The sequence below is a fragment of the Nocardia sp. CA-136227 genome (assembly GCF_050955695.1).
Classification (GTDB): domain Bacteria; phylum Actinomycetota; class Actinomycetes; order Mycobacteriales; family Mycobacteriaceae; genus Nocardia.
This window is the reverse complement of sequence record NZ_CP192081.1, coordinates 4,964,839-4,983,137: the sequence shown is the minus strand read 5'-3', so window position 1 is coordinate 4,983,137 and position 18,299 is coordinate 4,964,839. Positions and strand designations below refer to the sequence as shown.

Genomic DNA, 18,299 nt, shown 5'->3' with positions numbered 1-18,299 from the left:
TGTGCGGAACCGGGGCAGTGAGATGAATGTTGGGTTTCGCACACTTCCTAACAAGCAAACGCTTGGGTTGATAACGTCGATGGTGCAGGAGGACGGTGACGGGCATCTGTCGCAACGCAGCGACGTCCGTACGCTGAACCGGACCGCGCATGCGCGGCCGTCGGAGCTAATCAATGGGGATCTGACCCGGGGGCAATTCAATTCGGCTCGACGTTGTTTCGAAAGCGTCGTGCGATGTCGTTGCGTGCTGCCCGTCCCCGGCAAAGCAATCGACAGGAATGGCTCATGACCGAGAACAAGGTAATCCCCGACCCGAACCACCCGCTGCTTCCGCTCGCGCGGGCCTACACCGACTACTTCACGCCCACCGTGGTCGGCGTGGAGAATCTGCCGACTTCCGGCCCGGCGCTGGTGATCGGCAATCACTCGTCCATCTACTGGGCCCCGGAGGTGTGGATCACCTTCATGGCCATGCTGGAGCACCGCCCCGACGAGCCCAGCTACGGCGTCGCCCACGACATCCTGCTGCGCGCACCGGTTCTCGGTGACAGCCTGCGCCAGTTCGGCGTCATCGCGGCATCGAAGGAATCCGCCGCCAAGGGGCTCAAGGACGGCGGCGCGGTCATGGTCTACCCCGGCGGCGACTGGGAGGCGTGCCGCCCGTGGACCGATCGCGGCAAGATCGACTTCGCCGATCGCAAGGGCTTCATCCGGCTCGCACTGGAATTGGGGGTTCCGGTGATTCCCGCGGTAGCCAACGGCGGCCACGACTCGATCTTCGTGCTCAGCCGCGGCGAGCGCACCGCCAAGCTGCTGCAGCTCGACAAGCTGGTGCGCGCCAAGGTGTTTCCGTACACGCTGGGCCTGCCCTTCGGCATCGCCCCGATCCTGCCGCAGCTGCCGCTGCCGGCCTCGGTGACGGTCAGCTTCCTGCCCGCCCTGGACTGGTCCACCGAGCCCGGCGACCCGGATGACACCGCTACGGTCGACGACTACTACACCCGCACGGTCTCGACCATGCAGACCGAGCTGGACCGGCTGCGCACCGAGACCCCGAACCCGGTGGTCGCGGGCCTCAAGAAGCACGCGGCGGGCCTGCCCGGACCGCTGAAGGGTCTCGCCGACCTGCTGTGAGCGCGCGGATTCGCTGTAGGGGGACAGCGGATTTCGCCGGATGAGCCATCGAGGATGCCGTACGCGGGCCGGAGCCGCGGGCGGCATCCTCGTCTCGTATTCGGCCCCGGCTTCGCTCCGGCGCTGCGGACACGCTCCGGCCGCCCGATGTGGTTAACTCGCGGCAAGCGCCCGGGCGGCGACTGCCCGGGCCTCGAGCCGGGCGTCCGGAACGCATCCACCGTCCCCGGACGTTGCCTCAGGGAGCCGAGAGGGTGGAAGACATGGCGCGCCTTGTGCATTCGGTAGGCCCCGCGCTGGCGGCGGTGGGGGCGCTCGCGGTGGCGCTGGTGGTGCCGCCCCTGCTGTCGGACGCCGTGCCGACCCGTGTGACCGACCTGGCCGAGGGGACCGGCATCACGCTGACCGCCTCCGGCATAGGCGCGGTGCACGGCGGCGACGATCCCGCCAACGCCGTCTTCTTCCGGGTGCCCGAGCCGATGCGGCGGCAGGCGACCGGTGACGAATCGGTCGTGATCCTGAAATCCGAGGACGGCGAGCGGCGGCTGTCGGTGTCGGTGACCGACGGCATCACCGATTTCCCCACGGCCGCACCCCGCATGCTCCTACCCCTGCGCGCGGCGGGCGTGGCCGCGCGCTTCGACGGGGGAGTCGTCGACGAAGGCGAATTCCACGGTCTCACCTGCGAATTGCCCGACAAGCCGGGTGGCGTGTGCGCGGTGGTTGCGAGCGGCGACGTGGGCGTCACCCTCCTGGCCACCGGCCCCACCCGCGAGGCGGGCCTCCAGTTGATCACCGAGGTGCTGAGCTCCGGCAAGGCGGTGGAGGCATGAGCTGGTTCCAGCCGCGTTCGGCATTGTTCTGGGTCTACTGCGTGGCGGTGGTGATGGGTCCGCTGCTGTTCCTGCTGCAGGCGGCGGGGCAGGTGTGGTTCGCGGGGGCGGCGGCGCTGGCGGCGCTGCCGATCACGGCGCTCACCCTGCTGGTGATCGGGCGGATCCTGTTCGCGCTGGACCCTTTCCGGGCGCGGCGCCACCTGATGGCTCCCCTGGTGATGGGCGCGATCTGGGGTGCGACGGTGTGGACCGGGCTGGCCATGTGGGCCAATGACCATCTGAGCCGGGCGGTCACGAATCTGTTCGGGGACCGGTTCGCGATCAGCTGGAGTGCCGCGATCACCGCGCCGATCGACGAGGAGTACATCAAGGCGATCGGTATCGCGGTGTTGGCATTGCTGTTCCGGTCGCGGCTGACCCGGCCCATGCACGGACTGCTGCTGGGCGCGGCGGTCGGGCTGGGCGCGCAGATCGCGGAGGACTGCCTCTACAGCACGCAGACCGCGTTGTCGTCGCCGCAGACGCCGGTGGCGGACGTGCTGCTGGTGGCGGTGCTGCGGCTGGTCACCGCGCTCACCTCGCACTGGGCCATGTCGGCGCTGGCGGGGGTGGGGATCGTGGTGGCGCTGGTCCGTTCGGACCGGTCGTGGCTGTGGCGGTTCGGGGTGTTCGCCGTGTTCTACGGGCTGGCGTTCACCATGCACGTGCTCTTCGACGCCCCGCGCCCGCCGGGCCCGCCCTTGGTCTCGACCTACCTGCCGATCCTCATCGACCTGGTCATTTTCGCCCTGGCGTACGCCTGGGTGCTGGCGAGCGAGCGGCGCTGGTTCCGCGGGCTCATCGCCCGCCCGGCCGCGCGCGCCATCGGGTCGGAGGCGGCGCTGGCCCCGCTGCTCACCTACCACCGCCGCCGCGAAGCCCGTGCGGCGCTGCGGCATTCGACCGGCTGGACGCGCAAGCAGGCCCTGGTGTACGAGCGTGATCTGGTGGATCGCATCACCGATTTGGATACCTCCGGGCAACCCCGGTTGACAGGTGATGTCGGTCCCGGATCGGGCGGGTTCCCGCAGGGCAGGGTGGTCCGTTACCACTGGTAAGCGTTTTAACGCGTGCCGGTGACCTGCGTCGAGATAACTGGACGCTAGCGTGGGTCAGTATGAGTGAGGGTCAGACGCCGCCCGCCGACCCCGCGCGTCGGCCGGTGGACGAGTTGCTGGAGCGTCGTCAGCAAGCGCTGTGCAACTACCTCGACGCGAGCGCCGACATCGCCGGCACCCGGATCCGCGCGAACCTGAACGGGTGGCACAAGTGGCTGAGCAAGCTGCCCGGCTCGCCGACCGCTCGCGCCACGGCTCGCCGGGACGCGCTGATGCGGGATCTGGCCGTGCACGGTGTCGGCGCGGACGATCATCGCTGGGGTGTGCTGTCGGGCGGATTCGTGCGCAGTCTCGGCGCGCCGCTGTGCCTGGAGGACACCCTCGCCGAGCTGACGGAGCGCCACAGCGCCGAGCACCCGCACTGGACACGCCGCCTGGAGGCGCTGGCGCGCGCGACCGGGGAGGCCCGCCCGATGGCCGCGGTGGGGGATCGGGCCGTGGTCGCCGACCTCACCGAGGAGCTGCTCGCCATCACCCGCTCCGCCCCCGATGACGCCGCGCGGCAACGGCTTTCCGATCACCTGCCCGGCGTCCTGCGGCCGGTGCCGTCCGACATCGAGTCGCTGCGCCGCGACGACAACCTCGCCGAGGTGGTCTTCGACGTCTACGCCGACACCATCAAGCTCGACAACATCACCGTCAATCCGGAACTGCGCGGCACCGGCCTGGGCACCGCGATCCTGCAGCACCTGTGCCGGGCCGCGGACGCCCATCACCTGTACATCGTCGGCCAGCTGGTCCCGACCTTCCGCGACGACGACTCCGCCGTCCCGGTGCTGGCGAAATGGTGCCGCCACCAAGGGTTCTCGGTCAACGAGCGGCTGGGCGGCCGCATCGTCCGCACGCCGATGAGCGTTCCGGGCGCCGCGGCCATGTAGTCACCCCGAAACGCCGAACGCCGCATACCGATCGTCGGTATGCGGCGTTCCGCGTGGAAGCGTGGGTCAGATGCCCATGCCCGAGGCCAGCATCGGCCACGAGTCGTGCAGGGCCTCTTCCCAGTACGGCCAGTAGTGGGTGCCGACCGGGTCGTAGCGGAAGGTGCCCGGGATCTGCAGCGAGTCGAGCTTGCTCTGCAGGTTGTGGGTGCAGGCGTTGACCGCGCCCTCGATGATCATGCCCAGCGCCAGGTTCACGTCACCCTGCACGCCCGGGGCGGACTTGGTGTAGAACTCGACGTCGCGCATGAGCGGGATGCCGCTGCCGCTGGAGACGTAGAGCTGGGTGCCGCGCAGCTTCTCGGCATTGATGACCGGGTCGTTGGCGGCCCACAGCGGGCTGTCGGCCGGGCCGTACATATTGGCGGTGTTGCCGCCCGCCCAGGTCTCGACGGCCAGCTTCACGAACTGGCGGCCCATCGGGTCGGCGATCTGCGCGCATCCGCTGTAGGCGGCCACGGACTTGAACAGGCCCGGCTTGGCCTCGGCCAGCTGCAGCACCGAGGTGCCGGAGGTGGACAGGCCCGCCAGCGAGTTCAGGCCGGTGGAGCCGAGGGCGGCGTCCAGCAGCGGCGGCAGTTCCTGGGTGAAGAACGTCGTCCACTTGTTGACGCCCAGCTGCGGGTCGGTCTGGATCCAGTCGGCGTAGTAGCTGCCGCGGCCGCCGATCGGCTGGATGACATTGACCTGCTTGTCGGACAGGAAGCCCAGCGCGTTGGTCTGCGCGGACCAGCTGGCGGTGCCCTCGCCGGCGTCGAGGCCGTTGAGCAGGTACAGGTTGGGGGCGGGCTGCGATTCGTCGACCGGACGCTGCACGTCGACGGTGATGTCCCTGCCCATGGCCGCCGAGTAGACCTTCAGATGCCAGGTGCGGCCCTCCTTGGTCACCGAGGAGACCGAGGAGGCCTTGTCCTGGTCGGCCGATCCGGTGCCGGCCGCGAGGGCCACGGACAGGACTGCGGAGAGGGCGACCGCGGCGGTGCGCAGGGCGGTCCGGTTACGTAGTGCAGAGAGCTTCATCGAAGAGCTGGTCCCAGTTCTCGGGCCGTGCACGGCCGCATGTAGATCGGTGCCGGGTCCCGGATGTCCCGGGTTCCCCGCACGCTATGTCTTGTGTCAAGGCAAAACTGTTACCTGACAAATCGTCCGGGCGGTAGTCCCCAATCCGCCGGGCACGTCGTCCCGGGGCTGTCGGCCCAGCGTGCGACCATCGAGGGGTGACGAGCAAACCCGACGAGGAGCAGCGCCTACGCGACCTGGCGCGCCTGCGGCGGGTGCGGGACCGGATCGATCGCGAGTACGCGCAGCCGTTGGATGTGGAGGCGCTCGCGCGCGACGCGCACATCTCGGCCGGGCATCTGAGCCGGCAGTTCCGGGCGGCCTACGGCGAGTCGGTGTACGCGTATCTGATGACGCGGCGCATCGAACGGGCCATGGCGTTGTTGCGGCGCGGGGATCTGAGCGTCACCGAAATCTGTTTCGCGGTGGGTTGTTCGTCGCTGGGCACGTTCAGCACCCGGTTCACCGAACTGGTCGGTGTGCCGCCGAGTGTGTACAAGCAGCAGATGGCCGACGCGCCCGAAGGGATGCCGTCGTGTGTGGAGAAGCAGGTGACTCGACCGATCAGGAATCGAGAAGCCCAGGCAAGCGGCTCGCAACTAGCCTGATCGACATGGACATCACCATTCTCTCGAGCTTCCTCCCGCACAATGACGCGGACGCTGCGCTCGCGTTCTACCGCGACGCGCTCGGCTTCGAGCTGCGCAAGGATGTCGGCTACAACGGCCTGCGCTGGCTCACCGTGGGCCCGCCCGATCAGCCCGGAACCTCCATCGTGCTGCACCCGCCCGCCGTCGATCCGGGCATCACCGAGGACGAGCGCAAGCTCATCGTCGAGATGATGGCCAAGGGCACCTACGGCAGCGTCCTGCTGGCGGCCGAGGACGTGGACGCGGCCTTCGAGCGGTTGCAGGCGAACGACGCGGTCGAGATCGTCCAGGAGCCGACCGACCAGCCCTACGGCGTGCGCGACTTCGCGGTGCGCGACCCCGCGGGCAATATGGTCCGTATCCAGCAGGTGCCCTAACCGCTTTCCCGCCCGACCGGTCCGCCCTCAGATGGAGACACGCATGGCCCCGAGCAAGTCCACGAAGAACGCCCTGCCCGCCGCCGACGCCCACGATCTGATCCGGGTGGTCGGTGCCCGGGTGAACAACCTCAAGGACGTCTCCGTCGACCTGCCCAAGCGGCGGCTCACCGTGTTCACGGGCGTGTCCGGTTCGGGCAAGAGCTCGCTGGTCTTCGACACCATCGCCGCGGAGTCGCAGCGGCTGATCAACGAGACCTACAGCGCGTTCGTGCAGGGCTTCATGCCGAGCCTGGCCCGCCCGGACGTGGACGTGCTGGACGGCCTGACCACCGCGATCAGCGTGGACCAGCAGCGCATGGGCGGCGATCCGCGCTCCACCGTCGGCACCGCGACCGACGCCATGGCCATGCTGCGCATCCTGTTCAGCCGCCTCGGTCAGCCGCATATCGGTTCGCCGCAGGCGTTCTCGTTCAATGTGGCCTCGATCAGCGGCGCGGGCGCGGTGACCGTGGAGAAGGGCGGCAAGCAGGTCAAGGAGCGGCGCACCTTCTCGGTGACCGGCGGCATGTGCCCGCGGTGCGAGGGCCGCGGCTCGGTCAACGACATCGACCTGACCCAGCTCTACGACGACTCGAAGTCGTTGCGGGAGGGGCCGTTCACGATTCCGGGCTACAGCATGGACGGCTGGTTCGGGCGCATCTTCATGGGCAGCGGGTTCTTCGATCCGGACAAGCCGATCAAGAAGTACAACAAGCGCGAGATCGCCGATCTGCTGTACAAGGAACCGACGAAGATCAAGGTCGAGGGCATCAACCTGACCTACGAGGGTCTGATCCCCAAGATCCGGAAGTCGATGCTGTCCAAGGACATCGACTCGGTGCAGCCGCACATCCGCGCCTTCGTCGAGCGCGCGGTCACCTTCCAGATCTGCCCCGACTGCCACGGCACCCGGCTCAGCGAGCTGGCCCGCTCCTCGAAGATCGACAAGATCAGCATCGCCGACGCGTGCGCCATGCAGGTCAGCGATCTGGCCGACTGGGTGCGCGGGCTGCGCGATCCGGGTGTCGCGCCGCTGCTGGAGGCGTTGCGGCAGGTGCTGGACTCGCTGGTGGAGATCGGGCTGGGCTACCTGAGCCTGGACCGCGCCTCGGGCACGCTGTCGGGCGGAGAGGCCCAGCGAGTCAAGATGATCCGCCATCTCGGGTCCGCGCTCACCGACGTCACCTACGTGTTCGACGAGCCGACCGTGGGCCTGCACCCGCACGACATCCAGCGCATGAACGATCTGCTGCTGCGCCTGCGCGACAAGGGCAATACCGTGCTGGTGGTCGAGCACAAGCCGGAGACCATCGCCATTGCCGACCACATCGTCGACATCGGCCCGGCCGCGGGTTCTGGCGGCGGCACCGTCTGCTTCGAGGGCACCGTCGACGGACTGCGCGCCAGCGGCACCATCACCGGCCGCCACTTCGACGACCGCGCCGCGCTCAAGGACGCGGTGCGCGAGTCGAAGGGGGCGTTGAAGATTCGCGGCGCGACCGCCAACAACCTGCGGAAGGTCGATGTCGACATTCCGCTGGGCGTGCTGGTGGTCATCACCGGTGTGGCGGGCTCGGGCAAGAGCTCGCTGGTGCACGGCTCGATTCCCGCCGGTGAGGGTGTGATCTCGGTCGATCAGGGCGCGATCAAGGGGTCGCGGCGCAGCAACCCGGCCACCTACACCGGCCTGCTCGAACCCATCCGCAAGGCCTTCGCGAAGGCCAATGGCGTGAAACCCGCACTGTTCAGCGCGAATTCGGAGGGCGCGTGCCCGACCTGCAACGGCGCGGGCGTGATCTACAGCGACCTGGCCATCATGGCCGGGGTCGCGACCGTGTGCGAGGAGTGCGAGGGCAAGCGGTTCCAGGCCGCGGTGCTCGAATACAAGCTGGGCGGGCGCGACATCAGCGAGGTGCTGGCCATGCCGGTCGCCGAGGCCCTGGGCTTCTTCGCCGAGGGTGAGGCGAAAATCCCCGCCGCCCACAAGATCCTGGAACACCTCCACGAGGTCGGGCTGGGCTATGTGAGCCTGGGCCAGCCGCTGACCACGCTGTCCGGCGGTGAGCGGCAGCGCCTGAAGCTGGCCACCCACATGGGCGAGAAGGGCGGCGTCTACGTCCTGGACGAGCCGACCACCGGTCTGCACCTGGCCGATGTGGAGAACCTGCTCGGATTGCTGGACCGCTTGGTCGATTCCGGCAAGACGGTCATCGTGATCGAGCATCACCAGGCCGTCATGGCGCACGCGGACTGGATCATCGACCTGGGTCCGGGCGCGGGCCACGATGGGGGCCGGATCGTCTTCGAGGGCACGCCCGCGGACCTGGTGGCCGCGCGATCCACCCTGACCGGCGAGCACCTGGCCGCGTACATCGGCTCCTAGTACACCGTCCCCATCGCCGCGCGCACCTCGTCGAGGGTGCGTTCGGCGATCTCGTTCGCGCGCCGATTGCCTTCACGGACAAGGCCGATCGCGAAGTCCGGGTCCGCGGCCAGTTCCGCGCGCCGGGCGCGGTGGGCGGCGAAGCAGTCGTTGACCGCGTCGGTGGCGAGCTTCTTGAGCGCCGCGCCGCCGCCGTCGCCGAGCTTGTCGGCCAGGGGCACCTCGTCGCTGCCCAGGCACAGCGCCGCGGTGGTGAGCAGCGCGGACACGCCGGGGCGGGCGTCGGGATCGAAGGTGATGCGCCGGTCGGCGTCGGTGGGGGTGCGGCGGATCAGGGCCGCGGTCTCGTCGGCGGTCATGGACAGCGAGATGGCGTTGCCGTAGCTCTTGCTCATCTTGCGCCCGTCCAGGCCGGGGATCTCCGGGGTGGAGGTGAGCAGCGCCTGCGGTTCGGGGAACACAGGCCCGAAGCGCTCGTTGAAGCGCCGCGCGATGACCCGGGTCAGCTCCAGGTGGGGCAGCTGATCCTTGCCGACCGGCACCAGATTGCCCTTGCAGAAAAGGATGTCGGCGGCCTGATGCACCGGGTAGGTGAGCATCAGCCCGCTCAGCGCCCGTCCCGACGCGGCGAGTTCGGTCTTCACCGTCGGATTGCGGTGCAACTCGGCCTCGGTGACCAGACTCAGGAACGGCAGCATCAGCTGATTGAGAGCCGGAACCGCGGAATGGGTGAAGACCGTGGCCCGGCTCGTGTCGATCCCGGCGGCCGCGTAGTCCAGCACCGCGTTCACCACGTTGTCGCGGACCTGGCCGAGGGTGTCGCGGTCGGTGATGACCTGGTAGTCGGCCAGGATCACCCACAGGTCCACGCCCAGCCCCTGCAAGCGCACCCGTTCCCGGATGGTGCCGAAGTAGTGGCCCAGATGCAGTCTGCCCGTGGGCCGTTCACCCGTGAGGACGCGGAAGCGGCCGGGATGGGCGGCCACCTCGGCGGCCAGGCCGTCGCTGCGGTCGCGGGTGGCGGCGAAGGAATCTGACAGGGTGGTCACCGTACAACTCCTGAAAGTTCATGGAGGGCTGCACGAGCAGGGTGTTCCGGTCGGGAAGCACGGGCCGCGTACAGCCCGTGGACATGGTTCAGCGGGCCGCTACTGCGACCAGCGCCATGCCTGCCGGATGTGAATCACCTGTCCACCATAACAAGCGGGGCGCGGTGCGGGTCAGGGGCGGGGCGGGGTGTCGCCCTTGCGGTAGCGCAGCGGTGGGGTGTCGTAGCGGCGGCGGAACGCGCGGCTGAAGGCGGCCTCGGAGTCGTATCCGACTTGGCGGGCGACTGCGGCGATGGGAATCGCGGTGGTGCGCAACAGATAGGCGGCGGGCGCGCGGCCCAGCCTGCGGGTGAATTGTTCCAGCACAGAGGCCGCCCGGCCGGCGTCCAGCGCGGTGGACGGCATAGTTGGCACGTTCTAGGCTCGCTGAGTGCACCTGGAGTTGATTACGATCATTGTCGAGGAGTACGACTCGGCCATCGAGTTCTTCGTCGAGACACTCGGTTTCGATCTGATCGAAGACTCGCCATCCCTGACCAACGACGGACGACCCAAACGGTGGGTTGTTGTTCGTCCACCCGCCGCGACCACCGGCATCCTCCTGGCACAGGCGGATGGAGACAGGCAACGTCGCGCAATCGGAGAGCAGATCGCTGGGCGGGTCGGCTTCTTTCTCCGAGTTGAGGATTTCTCCAGGGAGTACGGCCGGTTGGTCGATGCCGGCGTGGAGTTCGTCACCGAGCCGCGAACAGAACCGTACGGGCGGGTTGCTGTCTTCCTCGACATCGCGGGAAACCGGTGGGATCTGCTCGGGCCGCCCGAACCGGCAGCAGTGTGATCCGTCGAAGCCCACATGCCATCGAATGATGGTGCGTCTCAGGTGACCTCGCTCCGGTCGCTCCGTCCAGCGTGACCAGTGGCAAGAACATACGTTTCGCGGTCCTATGCGCGGGGCGGCCGGTCCGAGCGTGGATGATCTCGTCCGTTTTCCGCCAGAGTGGCAGGTGTGGGCGTCTGTACCGTCGAGCCATGACTACCGACAACAAAGCCATCGTCCAGGCGGCCTGGCGTGCGTTTGCCAGCCACGAGAGCGAGCGGATCGCGGCGTTCTTCACCGCGGATGCCGAATGGCTTGCTCCGGTGGGTAACGCGACCGCGGTCGCGCTCGACGCTCCGAGTCACATGATCGGCAGGCAGGCCATCACACACTTTCTCGCACAGGAGTTCTCGCGGTTGTTCGTCAGTGACGTCGCCGTGGATTTCCGCGGCTTCTACGCCGATGGGGATCGGGTGATCGTGGAGGAAACAATGAGCGCCACGCTGGCGAACGGGAACGCGTACCGCAATGACTACTGCTTCGTCTTCGAGTTGAGGGGCGGTCTCATCCACAGAGTGCGTGAATATATGGACACCGCACGTGGACATCGTGATGTCTTCGACGGGACGGCCGCCGGCGGCGGCGTCATCGAAACCGAGGTCTCGTCGATCCGGTAAGAGGGCGTATGTCAGTCCCCTCCCGCTCCACCGTAAGCCTGGCGATCGTGAGCCTGACGACCATACTCGGTGTGGCCGTTACGATTCCGATGCTCGCAACCCTCGCTTTCGCGGGCATCGGCCACCCCGTGACGGGTTGATGCAGCCACGCGATATGCGCCGGTCACGCCCGTGGGAGTGGTTCAGTGCGTCAACGCGTCGATTGCCCGCGGAGTCCGAGATGTGCTGCCCCACATCAGACCGGCGGTGAGCGCCGCCGTGAGGACGCCGGTGGTGATCACGCTGATCGGCCGGTCCAGCCCCGGGGTGTAGGCGGCGGTGACATTGAACGAGACGTGCATCAGGATCGCCGCGCTCACTCCATGCCCTGTGCGATCGTGCAGCCACACGATCAGCACGCACCGCCGCAGCACCGGAATCTCGCCAGGTCAGTGCCGCGGCGACGGCAACGGGAATCATGAACATGGCTGCGCTCGCGGGTAGCCGCATTGCGCCCAGCTGTATTTCGCCGGTGACTGCACCCACCATGAAGAACGGGATCGAGGACAGCGCAACCGAAGTCAGGAACAGGAGCGGTCTGCGCTCATCGATCACGCCCCGACCATACTGCGGCAGCGGTCGATATCCATGCGCTGGTGCAGGACTCGCACGACACGACGATGTGCTCGGCGGCGGGCTGACCAGAGCTGCGCGACGCCGCTCCACGCCTGCCTCGGATGGCAGCGTGAGATCGCCAGGTCGACGGCGCGGACCTATCGATTGGTGGACCGGCCCGCGGTCGAGGGCGTGGTGGACTTGCGGTGGTGTGAGGCGCGGGCTTTGGCGCGGTTGCCGCAAAGGTCCATGGAGCACCAGGTTCGGCGGCGATTGCGTGAGTGGTCGTAGTAGGCCCATCGGCAGCTCGGCTCCCGGCACGCCTTCAGCCGCGTCCACGTGCCTTCCGCCGCAGCCTCGGCCACGATGGCGAGAAGCCCGGCCAGCGCCGCATCGACCGGTGTCCGGGCGCAGGCGACCAGCCGGGGCGGGGAAACGGTCACGTCGAGCATCAACGGGAAGTCTCGGGTGAGTTCGGCGAATTCGGCACGAGCGGCCGGGTTGAGGCCGTCCGGGCGTGGGCTCGAGACCGGCTCGGTGTTGTTCTCCGCGATCAGCGCACGTAGTCCCTCGCGGATCCGTTCGGCACGGTCGCGCTGCTCGGCGTTCACCATCATCTCGACTGGTGTCAGGCCGTTGGCGTGCAACCACTTCGCCAGCTGTGGCGGGGTTGCGATCTCGTCGCTGTCGCGGCGGCGGGTGTTGATGAACTTCTCGATCACGCGCAGCGGCATCGGCGCCGTCCCGGCTGCGAGGTCTGGCACAAGATCGGCAGTCCGCTCGTTCTTCACCTCTCGCAGCCTACCCGGCTAATGGCCATGGTAGGTTACCTAACTGACGTAACCGATACGTCAGTTAGATGAGAGGGCTCGCTGGTGAGCGTCAGCATTGGCAACATCTGTATCGACACGAACGACCTGGCAGGCAGCACGGCCTTCTGGCAGGCGGTCACGGGGTACCAGGTTGCGTCCTCGGACGAAGGCACCACCTATCTGGAGGACTCGAACAAGGTCGGTGCCGGCCTGTCCCTGCAGGTCGTGCCCGAAGGTCGGGAGGGCAAGAATCGGCTGCATCTGGACCTGTTCGCCGATGACCTGGCGGACGAGGTCGACCGGATTCGGGCCCTCGGCGCGACCGCACAAAGAGATCATCATCGATGCCGACCCCGCGGCCGTGTGGGCGATCATCGGTGACTTCACCGACGGGCCTGTCCGGATGGCGCCCGGCTTGGTCACCGGCAGCCGGCTCGAGGAACCCGACGTCAGGGTCGTCACGTTCGCCGACGGGACCGTGGCGCGGGAGCCGCTCATCGCGTTCGACGATGAGCGGCGTCGTCTCGTCTTCTCGATCATCGGCGACACCATGCAGCCGACACACGACAACGCGTCGATGCAAGTCTTCCCGCATGAGGACGGCCGCACCCGGTTCGTCTGGATCCACGACGTGCAACCGGACGAGCTCACCATTCCGATGGGCGCCGTCATGGACCACGGTCTGAGCCTCCTCAAGCAGACCGTGGAATCCGCCAGCGAGCACCTCAGCTAGGACAGTCGCGTCATCGCTGGTCGCGGTCCTTCCCCGGGGACTGCGGCCGGCAGTATGGCCGGACGAGGGTGCCCCACCGATCGACGGCAGGCCGGTCTTGCCCGGTCCGGCGACCAGCTGTGCTCGTTTACTCGCGGCCAGTTTTCCCGATGGCTCTGAAGCTGGGCAGGGAAACCGGCGGCAGCTCCCCGGGCCCGACCCGGAAGCAGGCCTCCAACTCGAAGAACATCAGCAACAACGCACCGATAGCCAAATAAACGCACCGACAGCCAAATACAGGAGCAGCCATGACTGCCTCACAGGTTTCTGCGGCCCCGGCCCGGAAGTAGCAGCCTGCGGTTCCAGCAGCCCATGCCCCACAACAGGACCTGGACCTGGGTCACGTCCGCACCGCCTTGGCGCAGCAACGCACTGAAACGCCCGTCGATCATGCAACGTCCCAGGATGTCCTCCATGAGGGAGTCGTCCCTCGCCGGCGTCGAGCCAGGGAAATAGCTTGATCCACTCGCTGAGCTTTGCGGGATCCCGCAGTTCCTCGACCGGGGCGTGCTGGTGCGGGCCCGCGTCGGCAGTCAGAACTCCTCCGGCGGGCTCCATTTCGACAGGAGCTGCGCGAAGCGTCAGCCTCGGCGGACAACGCCGATACTGGGCTGTACCCCAGGCCGGCAGCCGCCGGGCGCGTACAGGGTCCGGTTTTGCACACGAAAATGAGGGACCGGTCCGAGAAGCCCCGTCGATGTGACAGGAGGGCGTGACACTGGGCCCGTGACAAGGGGCGGAATGACGAAGTGGACTGGATGACGGCTGAGGGTGCCGACCGACTGATCAAGCAGCTGCGAAAGCTGACATCAGACGACGACCCCGGTGTCCGCGATGAAGCTCGGAGGATCCTTGCCTCACTACTGCAGCGCGAAGAATGAGAACGGCCGAATGCGCGAGGATGGTCGGCTGACCATCGTTTTCCGAACAGCCCGACCGCCATCGGAAGGGGCGCGGGTACCTCCAGAAATCGCCGCCCAACCCCATGGAATTCGGGGCTCTCGGCGCACTGAATCCGCCGGATGTTTTGAAATGGAAATGATTAACTCTTCGCCGACGGGGCCGAGCGGTTCGGGCCCGCGCTCGACCGAAGGGTTCTCCTGCATGCGCACTTTCCTTGCGGCAGTCGGCATTGCCACCGCGCTGACCGTCGGAGCCGGGCAGGCGGTGGCCGCGCCGCCGGCCTTCGCCGACGCGCCGGCCCCGGTCGCGGAGACCGGTTCCTCCAGCGGATCGGTCGGTCTCCTCAACTTCCCCCTCGCCCTCCTGGCGTGCATATTCACGCCTACCGGTTGCACCGCCAACACGGGCGGCGGCAACGTGTAGCACCGCCGGCGCGCCGCCAGCGGCAATCGGCGATTTGACCGCCGATACGCTTTACGCTGGCAACTCCGAGTTAGGCATCCTCGTCCCCTGCACCACCGCCGGGAAAAGTTGCTCGGTCAGCGCCCTGTTGGTGGGTGATGACCGGTACACCCCCGTATCACTGAGCATCAACGGCCGCGTGGTCGCAAGGAACGACAACGGCAGCATCTTGCTGTCATACAACTGGACGCCCACCACCACGGGCGCCTACACCCTCACCGCGACCCAGGGCGCATCGACCAAAACCATCACCGTCGACATCACAAAGGTCGCCGACACCGGATCCTCGAATCTGTTCCCGACAGGCTCGGTCGGCTGACGAAACGCGGCCCGCGCCTCCCTCGACCGGACCACATGGGCCGTAACGGCCTCAGCGTGGCCCGCGGCCCGGGCGCTGGAACGTTGATTCGGAGACGGGGTTCCAAGACCGGTCCATCCAGCGAAGCTGGCTGCCACACAACGGATCTCGAAAGCGATCGTTTTCCGAACAGGTACGGCCGGGCCGCCGGGGCGGCCCTCGGCGAGCGCTATCTCGACTTCGGGGGCGCGGTATCGAGCATGCTGCACCAGTGGCCATCGAAGCAGCGCACGAACACCTCACCGACGAAGCGTCCCAGCCGGTCGATCACCGAACGGTGGCGGTGGCGACGACCGGTCGCTGGTGTCATGTGCGCTGACGAATCCGGCACCCCTCACACCGGCACGATCCGATGTGGTTCGACACGCTCGGTGGCGCGGCGGATGCCGCGCAGGAGCAGGACGGCGGTGATCACCACCACCGGACCCGGGGTTGGCTCGACGATGACAGCGCACAGGGCGCCCCAGGTCAGCACCGTCCAGGCCAGGAATATCGGCGGCACTATGCCGCGCCGGGCCATCCACACCACGAGTAAGCCGACGAGCAACAACGGCAGGCCGAAACCGGCTGGGTTCGCCCAGAAGGCGTTTGCCGGCCCGGTGTCCTCCCACCAGTGGCCCCAAAGCCGCAACGTAAACCAGTCCCCGAAATGGGCCGAACTGATCAATAGTCCGACGGTGAGATGCCCGCCACCCACGACCGCGAGAACGCGGCCCGCCCATTCGATCATCCGATGTGCACTGGTCTGCTCCATTGCGGTCCCTCCGAAGTTATACGGTAGCGTATAACGCCGAGCTTAGACCCTGATATACGGTTCCGTATAGATGCTTGGAGCGTGATGAGGGGCAACATCATGGGCACAGCCCATACACCGAAGAGCAAATGGATCGACGCAGGACTGGCGGCGCTGGCAAACGGAGGCCTGGACGCCGTGCGGGTCGAGGTCCTGGCCAAGACGCTCGGCGTGACCAAGGGCGGGTTCTACGGGTACTTCGCCGACCGCGACGCCCTGCTGGACGCATGGGAGCAACAGAGCACCACCGATGCTGATCGATGAACTCGCGGAAGCGAACTCCGAATTCCGTCAGATCTGGGCCACCCAGGTAGTCGATGTCTCCAACGGCAGGATCCGCCGCGACCGCCATCCGCTGGTCGGCGAAATCGTGCTCCACAGCGAACGTCTCGACATCATCAACGATCCCGACCAGGTACTTTTCACCTACAGCCCCGTCCCGGGCTCACCATCGGACGTCGGCCGCCGCAAGCTCGCGTGACTGAAGCTGCCGGGCTCGTGCACCGGTTCCGGCCAGTTCGGCGTCCGTGCAGGCGGCATAGGCGATCGTGCCCGGGTGTGTGAAAAGGCTACGTGAGCTGTGCAATTGGTCGCGGGCATCTCGACGGCGGCGGCGCAGCCACTCCCCGTAGCGCGCTTCCGGTAACAACTGCAACCTGCAATCGGTGACAACCATGGTCTGCGCATATCGGTGATGACGCAGGTCGGCATCAAGCGATGGTGTCAACTATGACCTGTCGTCACACAAGCGGGGCGCGGTGCGGGGCAGGTATGTGGGGCGGGGTGTCGCCCTTGCGGTAGCGCAGCGGCGGGGTGTCGTAGCGGCGGCGGAACGCGCGGCTGAAGGCGGCCTCGGAGTCGTAGCCGACCTGGTGGGCGACCGCGGCGATGGGAATCGCCGTGGTGCGCAACAGGGTTGCCGCGCGCGCCAGGCGGCGGTCGGCCAAATAGGCGGCGGGCGCGCGGCCCAGCCTGCGGGTGAAGCGGTCGGTGAAGGTGGTGCGCGACATGGACGCCAGCGCCGCCAGATCCGACACCGTCCACGGGGCGGCGGGCGCGCGGTGCACGGCGGTGAGGACGGGGGCGAGTGCCGGGTCGAGGGCGGCGGTCAGCCAGCCGGGGGCGGCGGTCTCGGTGGACCAAGCGCGCAGCGCGTGGATGAACAGCAGGTCCAGGATGCGCGAGATCATGGCGGCCGCGCCCGGCCGCGGATCGGTGACCTCGACCATCAGCAGGTTCAGGCTCAACGGCAGCCAGTCGCGGGCGCGACCGGCGGCGTCGATGTGGATCGCGGGGGCGAGCACGGAAAGCAGTGGGGCGGCCTGGGGTTCGTCGACCAGGAACGAGCCGGTGACCCAGCGGGTGTCGGCGGTCAGCGGCGTCACGGTGTGGCCGTCGCCGCGGGCGAGCACCACCATGTCGCCGGAATGCGCTGTGGTGGGGCCGGATTCGCCGTCCACCCGGATCTCGACGGCGCCCTGCTCGACGATGTGGAGCACCCGCTTGCCGGCCGGAACCCGCACCGGAGCCGCGGATTCGGCGGTGTGCCGGGCGACGGTCTCGCCGCGCAGCCGCACCGTCTCCAGAATCTCCGACAGGGCGTCCAGTCCCGCGAGCTCCGCCGGGGCCGGCACGGCGGCGTCCGGTGATTCGGCAAAGTTTTGCGGTGTTTCCGTCATGGTCTTTGCTCCATCATCCGAATAGCGTAGATCTCGCAACCCGGGAAGCACACGAGATCAGTACTTCGAGAGGAGATACGCCATGGCGGACAAACCTGCGATCGTTCTGGTACACGGATTCTGGGGTGGTGCGGCGCACTGGGCCAAGGTCATCGTGGAACTGCGGCGGCGCGGCTACGAGTCGCTGTACGCGGTGGAGAACCCGCTCACCGGGCTGGCCGACGATGCCGCCCGGACCCAGAAGATGGTGCGCCAGATCGCCGGGCCGGTCCTGCTGGTGGGGCATTCGTACGGTGGCGCGGTCATCACCGAGGCCGGTGACCTGCCCAATGTCGAGGGTCTGGTCTATGTCGCGGCCTTCGCGCCGGACGCGGGGGAGAGTCCCGGTCAGATCACCGAGGAGCTGCCCCCGGCGGCGGTCGCGGCCATCGCGCCGGATTCGGACGGCTACCTGTGGATCGCGCAGGACAAGTTCCACGACAGCTTCTGTCAGGACCTGACCGAGGACGAGGCCCTGGTCATGGCCGTCACCCAGAAGGCCCCGGTGGGTTCGGCCTTCGGTGACGCGGTCACCGCCCCGGCCTGGAAGGCCAAGCCGACCTGGTATCAGGTGTCCACCGAGGACCGCATGATCAACCCGGACAACGAGCGGCGGATGGCCGAGCGCATGGGCCCGCGTCGCATCGTGGAGCTGCCCGCGAGCCACGCCTCGCTGGCCTCGCAGCCGGGCGCGATCGCGGATCTGATCGATGTCGCAGTGGCGGATCTGGGCTACCGCTAGCCCCCAACTGACGCGCGGTGCATTCT

Annotated in this window: 24 protein-coding genes; 16 read left to right on the top strand and 8 right to left on the bottom strand. The window is 67.8% G+C overall.

Going from position 1 to position 18,299, the window contains the following annotated elements; genetic code table 11:
- The first annotated feature begins 285 nt into the window (after nt 1–285).
- The 4 genes from ACQP06_RS23005 (at nt 286) to ACQP06_RS22990 (ending at nt 4,005) form a co-directional block, all read left to right on the top strand.
- On the top strand, nt 286–1,134 hold the full coding sequence (locus ACQP06_RS23005; protein ID WP_433666552.1) for a lysophospholipid acyltransferase family protein: 849 nt from the start codon (nt 286–288) through the stop codon (nt 1,132–1,134).
- A 263-nt stretch (nt 1,135–1,397) separates the two neighbouring features.
- Entirely contained in the window at nt 1,398–1,967 is a 570-nt protein-coding gene (locus tag ACQP06_RS23000; RefSeq protein ID WP_433666551.1) for a hypothetical protein, read from the top strand.
- Nucleotides 1,964–3,067, top strand: coding sequence for a PrsW family glutamic-type intramembrane protease (locus ACQP06_RS22995; RefSeq protein WP_433666550.1), 1,104 nt, complete (start codon nt 1,964–1,966; stop codon nt 3,065–3,067). Before ACQP06_RS23000 ends, ACQP06_RS22995 begins: the two co-directional genes overlap by 4 nt.
- Nucleotides 3,068–3,126: 59 nt before the next feature.
- Nucleotides 3,127–4,005 (top strand): GNAT family N-acetyltransferase, encoded by an 879-nt coding sequence (locus ACQP06_RS22990; protein ID WP_433666549.1) that lies wholly within the window; start codon nt 3,127–3,129, stop codon nt 4,003–4,005.
- A gap of 66 nt (nt 4,006–4,071) precedes the next feature.
- Here the strand turns inward: ACQP06_RS22990 and ACQP06_RS22985 are convergent, their stop codons facing one another.
- Nucleotides 4,072–5,085 carry an alpha/beta hydrolase gene (locus ACQP06_RS22985; RefSeq protein WP_433666548.1) on the bottom strand — a complete coding sequence of 338 codons (1,014 nt, stop codon included), beginning with the start codon at nt 5,083–5,085 and terminating at the stop codon, nt 4,072–4,074.
- Between the two features lie 197 nt (nt 5,086–5,282).
- Here ACQP06_RS22985 and ACQP06_RS22980 point away from each other — a divergent pair, with 197 nt between their 5' ends.
- Genes ACQP06_RS22980 through ACQP06_RS22970 form a run of 3 tightly spaced genes read left to right on the top strand, consistent with a single transcriptional unit; the run spans nt 5,283 to nt 8,576 of the window.
- Nucleotides 5,283–5,732 (top strand): helix-turn-helix transcriptional regulator, encoded by a 450-nt coding sequence (locus ACQP06_RS22980; protein ID WP_433666547.1) that lies wholly within the window; start codon nt 5,283–5,285, stop codon nt 5,730–5,732.
- Nucleotides 5,733–5,737: 5 nt separating this feature from the next.
- Nucleotides 5,738–6,151 carry a VOC family protein gene (locus ACQP06_RS22975; RefSeq protein ID WP_433666546.1) on the top strand — a complete coding sequence of 138 codons (414 nt, stop codon included), beginning with the start codon at nt 5,738–5,740 and terminating at the stop codon, nt 6,149–6,151.
- A gap of 43 nt (nt 6,152–6,194) precedes the next feature.
- Nucleotides 6,195–8,576: an ATP-binding cassette domain-containing protein gene (locus tag ACQP06_RS22970; RefSeq protein ID WP_433666545.1), complete on the top strand. Its 2,382-nt coding sequence runs from the start codon at nt 6,195–6,197 to the stop codon at nt 8,574–8,576.
- Here ACQP06_RS22970 and trpS read toward each other — a convergent pair.
- Nucleotides 8,573–9,625, bottom strand: a complete 1,053-nt coding sequence (gene trpS, locus ACQP06_RS22965) for a tryptophan--tRNA ligase (protein ID WP_433666544.1) — start codon at nt 9,623–9,625, stop codon at nt 8,573–8,575. The two genes, ACQP06_RS22970 and trpS, sit on opposite strands and share 4 nt — an antisense overlap.
- 171 nt (nt 9,626–9,796) lie before the next feature.
- On the bottom strand, nt 9,797–10,030 hold the full coding sequence (locus tag ACQP06_RS22960; RefSeq protein ID WP_433666543.1) for a helix-turn-helix domain-containing protein: 234 nt from the start codon (nt 10,028–10,030) through the stop codon (nt 9,797–9,799).
- Nucleotides 10,031–10,055: 25 nt separating this feature from the next.
- On the opposite strand from ACQP06_RS22960, the gene ACQP06_RS22955 reads away from it, so the two are divergent.
- Both ACQP06_RS22955 and ACQP06_RS22950 read left to right on the top strand, forming a co-directional pair.
- Nucleotides 10,056–10,463 carry a VOC family protein gene (locus tag ACQP06_RS22955; RefSeq protein WP_433666542.1) on the top strand — a complete coding sequence of 136 codons (408 nt, stop codon included), beginning with the start codon at nt 10,056–10,058 and terminating at the stop codon, nt 10,461–10,463.
- Nucleotides 10,464–10,654: 191 nt separating this feature from the next.
- On the top strand, nt 10,655–11,119 hold the full coding sequence (locus ACQP06_RS22950; protein WP_433666541.1) for a nuclear transport factor 2 family protein: 465 nt from the start codon (nt 10,655–10,657) through the stop codon (nt 11,117–11,119).
- 182 nt (nt 11,120–11,301) lie between these two features.
- On the opposite strand, the gene ACQP06_RS22945 is transcribed toward ACQP06_RS22950, so the two are convergent.
- Nucleotides 11,302–11,478, bottom strand: a complete 177-nt coding sequence (locus ACQP06_RS22945; RefSeq protein WP_433666540.1) for a hypothetical protein — start codon at nt 11,476–11,478, stop codon at nt 11,302–11,304.
- Between the two features lie 393 nt (nt 11,479–11,871).
- Complete coding sequence (locus ACQP06_RS22940; RefSeq protein ID WP_433666539.1) at nt 11,872–12,447, bottom strand: CGNR zinc finger domain-containing protein; 576 nt, start codon at nt 12,445–12,447, stop codon at nt 11,872–11,874.
- 141 nt (nt 12,448–12,588) lie between these two features.
- Here ACQP06_RS22940 and ACQP06_RS22935 point away from each other — a divergent pair, with 141 nt between their 5' ends.
- On the top strand, nt 12,589–12,906 hold the full coding sequence (locus tag ACQP06_RS22935; RefSeq protein WP_433666538.1) for a VOC family protein: 318 nt from the start codon (nt 12,589–12,591) through the stop codon (nt 12,904–12,906).
- Nucleotides 12,887–13,258, top strand: coding sequence for an SRPBCC family protein (locus tag ACQP06_RS22930; protein ID WP_433666537.1), 372 nt, complete (start codon nt 12,887–12,889; stop codon nt 13,256–13,258). The genes ACQP06_RS22935 and ACQP06_RS22930 overlap by 20 nt, the downstream gene beginning before the upstream one ends.
- A 296-nt stretch (nt 13,259–13,554) precedes the next feature.
- Here the strand turns inward: ACQP06_RS22930 and ACQP06_RS22925 are convergent, their stop codons facing one another.
- Entirely contained in the window at nt 13,555–13,713 is a 159-nt protein-coding gene (locus tag ACQP06_RS22925) for a hypothetical protein (protein ID WP_433666536.1), read from the bottom strand.
- A gap of 688 nt (nt 13,714–14,401) precedes the next feature.
- Here ACQP06_RS22925 and ACQP06_RS22920 point away from each other — a divergent pair.
- Both ACQP06_RS22920 and ACQP06_RS22915 read left to right on the top strand, forming a co-directional pair.
- On the top strand, nt 14,402–14,623 hold the full coding sequence (locus ACQP06_RS22920; RefSeq protein WP_379096298.1) for a hypothetical protein: 222 nt from the start codon (nt 14,402–14,404) through the stop codon (nt 14,621–14,623).
- A 34-nt stretch (nt 14,624–14,657) separates the two neighbouring features.
- Nucleotides 14,658–14,981, top strand: a complete 324-nt coding sequence (locus tag ACQP06_RS22915) for a hypothetical protein (RefSeq protein WP_433666535.1) — start codon at nt 14,658–14,660, stop codon at nt 14,979–14,981.
- A 373-nt stretch (nt 14,982–15,354) separates the two neighbouring features.
- Here ACQP06_RS22915 and ACQP06_RS22910 read toward each other — a convergent pair whose 3' ends face one another.
- A complete protein-coding gene (locus ACQP06_RS22910) occupies nt 15,355–15,774 on the bottom strand; it encodes a DUF6463 family protein (RefSeq protein ID WP_433666534.1) in 420 nt (139 codons plus the stop codon).
- Nucleotides 15,775–15,873: 99 nt separating this feature from the next.
- Between ACQP06_RS22910 and ACQP06_RS22905 the strand changes: the two genes are divergently transcribed.
- Nucleotides 15,874–16,077, top strand: a complete 204-nt coding sequence (locus ACQP06_RS22905; protein ID WP_433666533.1) for a TetR/AcrR family transcriptional regulator — start codon at nt 15,874–15,876, stop codon at nt 16,075–16,077.
- Complete coding sequence (locus tag ACQP06_RS22900) at nt 16,064–16,294, top strand: hypothetical protein (protein ID WP_433666532.1); 231 nt, start codon at nt 16,064–16,066, stop codon at nt 16,292–16,294. Before ACQP06_RS22905 ends, ACQP06_RS22900 begins: the two co-directional genes overlap by 14 nt.
- 259 nt (nt 16,295–16,553) lie before the next feature.
- Here the strand turns inward: ACQP06_RS22900 and ACQP06_RS22895 are convergent, their stop codons facing one another.
- Nucleotides 16,554–17,492, bottom strand: coding sequence for an AraC family transcriptional regulator (locus tag ACQP06_RS22895; RefSeq protein ID WP_433666531.1), 939 nt, complete (start codon nt 17,490–17,492; stop codon nt 16,554–16,556).
- 82 nt (nt 17,493–17,574) lie between these two features.
- Here ACQP06_RS22895 and ACQP06_RS22890 point away from each other — a divergent pair, with 82 nt between their 5' ends.
- Nucleotides 17,575–18,273: an alpha/beta hydrolase gene (locus tag ACQP06_RS22890; RefSeq protein WP_433666530.1), complete on the top strand. Its 699-nt coding sequence runs from the start codon at nt 17,575–17,577 to the stop codon at nt 18,271–18,273.
- The last annotated feature ends 26 nt before the right edge of the window (nt 18,274–18,299 follow it).

Coding starts and splice junctions, on each gene's coding strand:
- ACQP06_RS22910 (WP_433666534.1), bottom strand. CDS start 15,774: ATGGAGCAGACCAGTGCACATCGGATGATCGAATGGGCGGGCCGCGTT.
- ACQP06_RS23000 (WP_433666551.1), top strand. CDS start 1,398: ATGGCGCGCCTTGTGCATTCGGTAGGCCCCGCGCTGGCGGCGGTGGGG.
- ACQP06_RS22940 (WP_433666539.1), bottom strand. CDS start 12,447: ATGCCGCTGCGCGTGATCGAGAAGTTCATCAACACCCGCCGCCGCGAC.
- ACQP06_RS22890 (WP_433666530.1), top strand. CDS start 17,575: ATGGCGGACAAACCTGCGATCGTTCTGGTACACGGATTCTGGGGTGGT.
- ACQP06_RS22925 (WP_433666536.1), bottom strand. CDS start 13,713: ATGGAGGACATCCTGGGACGTTGCATGATCGACGGGCGTTTCAGTGCG.
- ACQP06_RS22975 (WP_433666546.1), top strand. CDS start 5,738: ATGGACATCACCATTCTCTCGAGCTTCCTCCCGCACAATGACGCGGAC.
- ACQP06_RS22950 (WP_433666541.1), top strand. CDS start 10,655: ATGACTACCGACAACAAAGCCATCGTCCAGGCGGCCTGGCGTGCGTTT.
- ACQP06_RS22985 (WP_433666548.1), bottom strand. CDS start 5,085: ATGAAGCTCTCTGCACTACGTAACCGGACCGCCCTGCGCACCGCCGCG.
- ACQP06_RS22970 (WP_433666545.1), top strand. CDS start 6,195: ATGGCCCCGAGCAAGTCCACGAAGAACGCCCTGCCCGCCGCCGACGCC.
- ACQP06_RS23005 (WP_433666552.1), top strand. CDS start 286: ATGACCGAGAACAAGGTAATCCCCGACCCGAACCACCCGCTGCTTCCG.
- ACQP06_RS22960 (WP_433666543.1), bottom strand. CDS start 10,030: ATGCCGTCCACCGCGCTGGACGCCGGCCGGGCGGCCTCTGTGCTGGAA.
- ACQP06_RS22905 (WP_433666533.1), top strand. CDS start 15,874: ATGGGCACAGCCCATACACCGAAGAGCAAATGGATCGACGCAGGACTG.
- ACQP06_RS22895 (WP_433666531.1), bottom strand. CDS start 17,492: ATGACGGAAACACCGCAAAACTTTGCCGAATCACCGGACGCCGCCGTG.
- ACQP06_RS22920 (WP_379096298.1), top strand. CDS start 14,402: ATGCGCACTTTCCTTGCGGCAGTCGGCATTGCCACCGCGCTGACCGTC.
- ACQP06_RS22900 (WP_433666532.1), top strand. CDS start 16,064: ATGCTGATCGATGAACTCGCGGAAGCGAACTCCGAATTCCGTCAGATC.
- ACQP06_RS22995 (WP_433666550.1), top strand. CDS start 1,964: ATGAGCTGGTTCCAGCCGCGTTCGGCATTGTTCTGGGTCTACTGCGTG.
- ACQP06_RS22990 (WP_433666549.1), top strand. CDS start 3,127: ATGAGTGAGGGTCAGACGCCGCCCGCCGACCCCGCGCGTCGGCCGGTG.